Source organism: Nostoc sp. UHCC 0251 (genome assembly GCF_034932245.1).
Lineage (GTDB): Bacteria > Cyanobacteriota > Cyanobacteriia > Cyanobacteriales > Nostocaceae > Nostoc.
The window spans coordinates 1-7,841 of the sequence record NZ_JAYGHD010000158.1 but is presented as its reverse complement, the minus strand read 5'-3'; the positions used below and the strand labels follow the sequence as shown (position 1 = coordinate 7,841).

Here is a 7,841-nt window from a genome sequence, read left to right as displayed (position 1 = left end):
CCTTTACCCCAAACCCGATTCCGAGTTAAAAATGCTTAACCGAAAAGTATTGCCTCTACTCTTGCCTGTTTTCTTTGCTGTTAACTTCTTTCATACATAATTAGATTTAATAATAAACTTGATTCTTATACACACCAGTCATAAGTCATTAGTGAACAAGAAAAACCCCAATTTTTTAAAAAAGTCGGGGTTATGAGGACGATTTTTGCAAATCAAAATAGAAAACTATAGCAGTTCTTGAATGGAAGCAACACACTTTTACCTCTCTCCTAAAAGGAGAGAGGCTTTGAATCTTGCTCCCCTTCCCGCTTCGGGAAGGGGCTGGGGGTTAGGTCTGTATTGGACTCAAGTGAGAAGCGCTATATTCTTTTACAGGCGATAATTCAACAGACTGAACAGATTGTCTAACCGCTAAACTCTCAGCCATTTCAACACACTTGAGTTCTTGTCATAGCGATACGTCAAGCCATCCCTAGTAGTAATAGAATCTCCTTTGCTTGCCTTACTTCTAATAGTGCTAATGGAATAGTTAGTTAATTCACTTATTTCCTTATGACTGAGCTTTTCACTTGTGATTGTTTCTGTCAATATTTGAGATTGATTTTGCGGCTCATTATTAGACGTGCTTTGAATATTTATTGCTTTTTGATTTCGATAATCCTGCACAGTCACAAGTTGCCAACTGGAATCTTGTGAAAGTTCCAAAACCCATTGATGATAATCAAAGAGGCTTTCCCGATGCCCAACACTGATAAATGTTGTTTTCGTCGATTGTAACTTTTGATATAAACTTCCTTCGTTTTGCAAATCTAAAGCACTTGTTGCTTCATCCAATATAGTAAAGCTAGGATGAGTAACTAACAGGCGTGCAAAAGCCAAGCGTTGTTGTTCTCCTATCGATAATATATTCTCCCAAGGAACTTCTGTATCAAAGCCATCGACTCGACTCAATAAGTTTTGTAGGTTGACCTGTTGCAAAACTTCTTTGAGTTCTGCATCAGTCATTTGACGACTGGTATTAGGATAGAGCAATTGTTCGCGCAAAGTTCCCAAAATTATGTAAGGACGTTGGGGTAAAAATAAAACTTCTTCTAATGGAGGTCGCACTAAACGGCCAGTTCCCGCATTCCACAAACCAGCGATCGCTCGCAATAAAGAACTTTTACCTCGACCACTTGGCCCAACAATCAATAAACCTTCTCCCGGTTGAACAGACAAGGACAAGTCTTCAACGATTACCTGTTCATAGTTAGGCGTTTGTAAGGTAACATTCTCAAAAGCAAGATGGTTTTCTTCTATTATTTTAATGGTGCTTACATTCTCAGGTTGTTTGGTCACTTCTTCTAACGCACTCGAAAACTCAGCTAAACGTTCAACGTAACTCGAAAAATTTCCAGAACTGCCAAATGCAGTTATTAGTTCTCCCAAAGCAGTAGCAAACATAAAGCTAGCTACACTAGCTTGTCCAACTTGTCCGAAATCAATTTCACCTTTAATATATAAAGGCGCAAGTATGAATAACATAAAAAGTTCGATGGCAACCTGATATGCTCTGTTAAAAATGTCTCTATTTCTCTCCCAATCAATCTTACGTTTAATGTTTGTTATCAACTTACTAAATCGGCGTTCAATTATATTTGATTCTTGTTTTTCTCCCCGAAAAAAAGCTATTGATTCAGCATGAGTGCGAACATGAGTTAGGCAGTAATTATAGTCAGCTTTAGATTCAATTTCTGCTTGATTAATACTATTTAATTCTTGATTTAAATAAACAGCAATCAAATTGCCCATAATCGTGTAAATAACCAGAGCAATAGCAATCTGTTGAGAAATTGACCAGATAATTGCTGTAAAACTTATCATTTCCAGTACTTTTTCTAGAAAAGTAGCTGAAAAATAGAGGAAATTACTGGTAATTGGTTCAATCTCTTGGGATAAACGTTGATCTGGGTTATCAAGATCAGTTTTAAAATTAATTTGATAATAAGCACGATTGCTTAAATATTTATCTAAAATTTGATTATTAAGCCATTTGTACCAATCAAGAGCAATTTGTTTTCTAACAAATTTAGAAAATCCTAATAAAAGCGTTAATAAAACAAGTCCAGCAGCATATAAGTATATAACATTAATAAATTTAGAATAATCTTTTTCTTGAAGTATAATATCAACTATGTAGCGATTAATAAAAGTATTAAAAGCAGTTATACCTACAAATGCAATTATTATTAATATTAGGAGAATAAGCATTCCCCATGCACGAATTACGTCTGAGAATGCTCTTTGTCCTGGCTTTGTTGGATACCAGTAAGGCCCAGTGATCGCTTTGGCATTTTCCCAAAATTGGATAAAATCTGAAAAAACATTCTTTGAGGGTTGAGCTTGAACAACTTGGGTTGGCATATTTGAGAAATAAATTAAAATCTTTTATCAGCTTTAATACTTTTTAGTGTTGAATAATCAGTAATAAGTACCGAATGAGTAACCCCAATCAGCGCTAATTTTTAACTGATATTACCTAATTGTTGAGTGCGGCTCAAAGCGGCAAGCACTGCATTAGAAATAACAGTTCGCATACCACCTTTTTCTAACTCGTAAAGACCAGCAGCAGTCACTCCCCCAGGACTTGTTACCTTGTTTCGTAAAACTGCTGGATGTTCATGAGTCTGAAACATCAGTTCTACACTACCAGCAATCGTATGCAATGTTAATTCTTGGGCTTGTGTCCGAGTTAAACCCATCTGAACGCCAGCATCAATCATCGCTTCGATGTAGAGAAACACAAATCCAGTCCCTGCGCTACTCAACGCCGTTGCCATATCAAGGTAATGTTCATTTTGGGTAGTAAATTCCTTACCTAATGCTTGTAAAATGACTTGGGTATGCGATCGCTGTATCTCTGTCACACTTGATGATGCACTCCACACTGTAGTCCCATGACCAACTTGTACTGCAATATTGGGCATTGTACGGACAACAACAGGATGATTTAACCCTTGGCACAGAGATGAAATATTCGCTCCACTCACAATACTAATTACTAAAGCATTAGGTGGAATTTTATCCTTAAGCATACCCAGAACCTCTGCCAAAACCTGCGGCTTCACCGCCAATATCACAATAGATGCGCCAAGAATCGCTTCTATATTGGAGGTTGTAGTACGTACTCCATATTCCCTTTCTAAATGAAGGCATCGCGCAGAAACTGGATCGCTGACTATAATTAAATCAGCTTTTGGAACAATTTTCGTTGATAACAATCTACTAATTATCATTTCGCCCATCGTGCCACCGCCGATAAAGGCAATTTGTAAATCTTCGAGCATATCTTCTCCCTATTATCTAAGTCATTTGATATATCGGCATCAAGATAGATTAGGTTGAATCACAGCTTTTAATACAGAGCCTTGCTCTACATCTGCCAGCGCTTGATTAATTTCTTTTAGTGTGTATGAACGACTAATTATGCTTGACCAAGCAATATTTTTACTGGAATCGCTATGACGTTTTAGTAATTCAATCATTCTATAAAAATGGCTGAAATCAATTCCCCAAGTTCCGCGAATATCAATATGCTTTAGATTAATCTCTAAGTGTGGATTGATGAGAATTTCACCCGTGTTTGTGTAATGCCCGACAATAACATAGCGACCTCCGTTTCTGGTCATATTTAAGCCCTCTTTGACAGCAATGGGAATGCCAGTGGCTTCAATAGTGACATCAGCACCGTGTCCGTTGGTTAATTCCAAAACCCGCTCAATATGTTGTCTTGGATCATCAGCCCTAATTGCAAGGGTTTCATCTACACCGAAGGATTTTGCAACTACTAATCGGCTCTCAAATTTATCAATGGCAATCACTTTGCCTGCACCTGAGAGCAAAGCTAGAATTGCCGCACTCAAACCCACAGGCCCGCAACCCTGTACCACGACGACATCACCAATTTGAATCTGCGCTCGATCAATAGCGTGTAGTGCAGTTGGTAAAGCACACCCTCCAGCAATGAATTGCTTCGGTGAGACTTCTTCGGGTAAAGTGAGAACTTTAACTCCTGGTTTGAGGTAAATTAATTCAGACCAACCACCCAGCAACCCATCATTTGCTGAGTAGGTAACACCATAAACTTTGCGTTTTGGACAGCGAGTGGATGCTTTGGCTACTAGACAATACCAGCAGTTGTAACAGGTTTCGTGGACATCTAAAAAAGTAGCGATCGCTCCAGGCTGAATTAACTTACCATTGACATCATTAACCTGTCCACCTGTTTCCACCACACGACCAACTGAGAAGTGTCCAGGGATGATGGGATATGGTACTCCCTCTAAACGCCCATGTAGTAAATGTACATCAGTTCCACAAACCTCAGAATATAAGGTTTCAAGAATGATTCCACCCTTTTCTAGAATCGGCTCTGGTAATTGTTGGACTTCAACTGGTTGATTAGGTGCAGTCATCACAGCTGCTAAGGGCATGAATTATTTCCTCACTATATTTACCAAATTGCTTCCTGCTTCTTAGTTATTTACCACATTCAAGACCACAAAATAATTTCACCGTTAGGTAGTAATCCGATCGCAGAAGTGAAAGTCACACGTTGTCCATCCATCGGTTCAACAGTGTGATAGTTGCGTGTATTGAAAATGAACACATCTCCTACATAAGGTTGGAAGGCGATCGCGTCTGCATCTGCAATTACTGTATCATCATAGCCGTAGGAATCGAGTTTATGTTGGTCATCTCCTGGTTGCCACTGGCGATCGTAAATGCGTGTTTGACCATGATTGTTTGGAGAAAATTTCAAGTACAAATTCCAAGAAAGTTGATAAATAACTGTACCAATTTCCCATTTTGATTGTTCTAACGGAGCATAATCAATATGAAGTTGAGTACCCTTCTCTATTTTTCTGATCAGTCCTGCATAATAACTACCATACAGTGGTTCCGAAGCAATTCGTACAGTCGCGCCCGTACACTCTCGAATTTTCACCATTAAGCGTTCTAATGGATTAAAAGAGGCTGCCATAATGCAGTCTCTTAATTTAGTTGTGCGTTCTACTGCTTGAAAATAAGCTGCTTTACTAATGCGATTATATTCAAAGACTGTGATACCAATTCGCTCAATCTTAGGATTTACATCTTGATAGCAGTCGAAGTTGAATAATTCAGCTTGATTGACTAACATCTCACACTCTTGGGGTGTGGCAAATTCTTTTAGCCGAATTAAAGGAATTCGGTTTTCCAGCAGCATTCTTAAAGACTCTGTAGTTAAGGGATACTCTTGCTTTTTGTCCCAAATATTGGATTTGATTTGGTTAGAAGTAGCAGTCATAATACAATTCCTTACATTTCAGTTTCAACTCAAATGAACTCACTTAATATCTACGCGATGCGGGCTAAATAAGAACTTTATCAAGTAGAGGCTGTAGTGGTGTGTGGTCGCGGCTCACCAAAAATTCTGGTCTGGGTTGCCCCTTGAAGCTTGGTATATTGTTGATGCTGTTATAAGTGATAATCAGGAGCCTGCGATCATAAGGAGAAATGTTGGATGCCGATCCATGTACTAAGTTAGAGTGAAAGAAAAGAACAGATCCTGACGGGCCTTTTGGTGCGACCATACCTTTTTCAATAGCTAGTTTGGCGATCGTTTCCTTATCGAGGGAGTACTTGAGAGCAGCACTGACATTAGACTTCCATTCATTTTTTTGGCCATTAACTTCAGACGATTCTATTTGTCCCAAGTGAACAAGACTCTCTTTGTGAGAACCAGGAATGAAATACATAGGCCCATTAAACTCATTAAATTCATCCAAGAAAACCGCTACATTTAATGCCTTGGGAGATGGCATACCATCTTCTCGCTCCCAAAAAACAAAGTCTTGGTGCCACGGCCACAAATCTCCTCCAAAAGCTGCTTTAAAATTGATTTTAAACTGATAAACATATACATCGCTGTTGAGAATTTCACAAGCAGATGTTAGAAGGCTAGGGTGTCGAACCAAAGAATCAAACACTTCTGTAGTAGTGTGGCATCCGTGAAGAGCGCGAACTGTTTTATTGTCTTTTTCTAAAATTCGTCCTGGTGTATCTTTTACTATCAAATCTTCGACAGCAGTATGCATTTTCTCGACTTCTTTTGTCGAGAAAACCTCTGGAATGAATAGTAGCCCGTTTTCTTGATAATATTCTATTTTGTCTGTCGTTAATTTCATGGTTTTCTCCAGTTGTCAAGTGTAGAACAGAAGTATTGTTTTGATGCCTCAAGGCAACTAATCATTGATAGGAAATTGTGCTGATAAATGCTCATTCAATTGCAAATCTTTACCTCAATAGCGATCCTTCTTTTAAACAAAAGTACTCTTGATAGTCCAAATCTGCTTATCAAAAGAAGGTTCATACCCGAATGGCACTAAGAAAAGCTGAAAGCTCGTCTGGGCTGGGTGTTGGGGGTAGGGTGTAGGGTGTAGGAAAAAATCAAGAAAATTTTATATGAGTGGGGGTACAAATAAATTTCTTCCTCACTACACCCAACACCCGACACCCCACACCCAAAAGCCTTATATATAATGGGTTTGCCGTTATCTTAGTGCCATTCGTTCATACCCCATCACTTGTAGATTCTTGTGCTTGTTGAATGCAAGCTTTCAACTGTTTTGCTAAGACCTGAACGTGGGGTTGATGCATCATCGTCATATGATTACCTGGGACAAAATGAACATCTACTGCTTCGGCAGAAAAATTGTTCCAGCCCCAGTCCAAATCTTGCAAAACATTAGAAGATAATTCACTATCAGATTCATCAAAATTGATGACAGTCTCATTGGCACGCAGGAGGGTAATTTGGGTTGGATAAACCTCCTGTGGCACATAATTTACTGAAGAGTTAGCTTTGAGCAGTTGCACCATACTATTAAGGTGCGTAATGTCATCGTCAGGAGGCAAAATATCAGCATTTTTTAAACTTTCTAGAACGTATTTCAGCTGATCTTCCCAAACCATAGATTGAAGAGTCTCGACAGAACAATTCATATTTTTGTCATAAACAACTTCGATTGCATTTGCTAATTCAGCCAACCATTTACTATTATTCCAATCAAAATGTAATGGCTTTTCCAAAGGAAAAGGTGCTGAAGTATCAAGAATGGCAACTAAAGCCACTTTATGACCTTTCCAAAGTAACTGCTGCGCCATTTCAAAGGCTAATTGACCACCAAAAGAATGCCCTGCCAAAAAATACGGCCCCTGCGGTTGAACGACTAAGAGTGCTTGAATATAATGGGCGGCTACATCCTCAACCTGGGTAATTAGTTCTCCTTCTTCACAAAGAGCATTTGCTTGGAAACTGTAAAATGGTTGGTCTAAACCCAGACCACAGGCTAAATCATACAAGTAAAAGGGATAACCAGCAGCCCCTGGAAGACAAAACAAAGGTGGCTTAGAACCGTGCGGCTGAAGTGCGACTAAGGGAGATCCACTCTTAGAATCTGAATCTTTTTGCACGATAGTTGCCAATTGTTCAATAGTTGGATTTTGGTAAAGGCTGGCGATCGCAATGTCTTTATCAAACTGCTTTTTAATTTGAGCCATTAAGTAAGGAGTTAAAAGGGAGTGACCGCCAAGGTCAAAGAAGTTATCTTTTACTCCCACCTTGTTAATTTTCAAAATTCTTGACCAGATTTGCGTTAGTTCCAGTTCTACTTGGTTGCGTGGAGCTATATATTTGTCTGAATTACTACTGTGTAAATCCTGTGCAGGCAATGCACGTCGGTCTACTTTGCCGCTAGGAGTGAGTGGCATAGATTCCAAGATGACAAAAGCGTTTGGCACCATGTATTCTGGTAGCT

Annotated in this window: 6 protein-coding genes; all 6 read right to left on the bottom strand. The window is 39.1% G+C overall.

Features of this window, described 5'->3' with window-relative positions; genetic code table 11:
* Positions 1-411: 411 nt before the first annotated feature.
* A complete protein-coding gene (locus tag VB740_RS16060; protein ID WP_323200968.1) occupies positions 412-2,403 on the bottom strand; it encodes an ABC transporter ATP-binding protein/permease in 1,992 nt (663 codons plus the stop codon).
* 101 nt (positions 2,404-2,504) lie between these two features.
* Entirely contained in the window at positions 2,505-3,326 is an 822-nt protein-coding gene (gene proC, locus VB740_RS16055; protein WP_323200967.1) for a pyrroline-5-carboxylate reductase, read from the bottom strand.
* A gap of 39 nt (positions 3,327-3,365) precedes the next feature.
* The gene (locus tag VB740_RS16050; protein WP_323200966.1) at positions 3,366-4,472 is read right to left on the bottom strand and encodes a zinc-binding dehydrogenase; all 1,107 of its coding nucleotides are present in this window, start codon (positions 4,470-4,472) and stop codon (positions 3,366-3,368) included.
* Positions 4,473-4,531: 59 nt separating this feature from the next.
* Entirely contained in the window at positions 4,532-5,329 is a 798-nt protein-coding gene (locus tag VB740_RS16045; RefSeq protein WP_323200965.1) for a hypothetical protein, read from the bottom strand.
* Between the two features lie 64 nt (positions 5,330-5,393).
* The gene (locus VB740_RS16040) at positions 5,394-6,209 is read right to left on the bottom strand and encodes a phytanoyl-CoA dioxygenase family protein (protein ID WP_323200964.1); all 816 of its coding nucleotides are present in this window, start codon (positions 6,207-6,209) and stop codon (positions 5,394-5,396) included.
* Between the two features lie 385 nt (positions 6,210-6,594).
* Positions 6,595-7,841, bottom strand: a 1,247-nt coding sequence (locus tag VB740_RS16035) for an alpha/beta fold hydrolase (RefSeq protein WP_323200963.1), incomplete at its 5' end; no start/stop codon positions are given.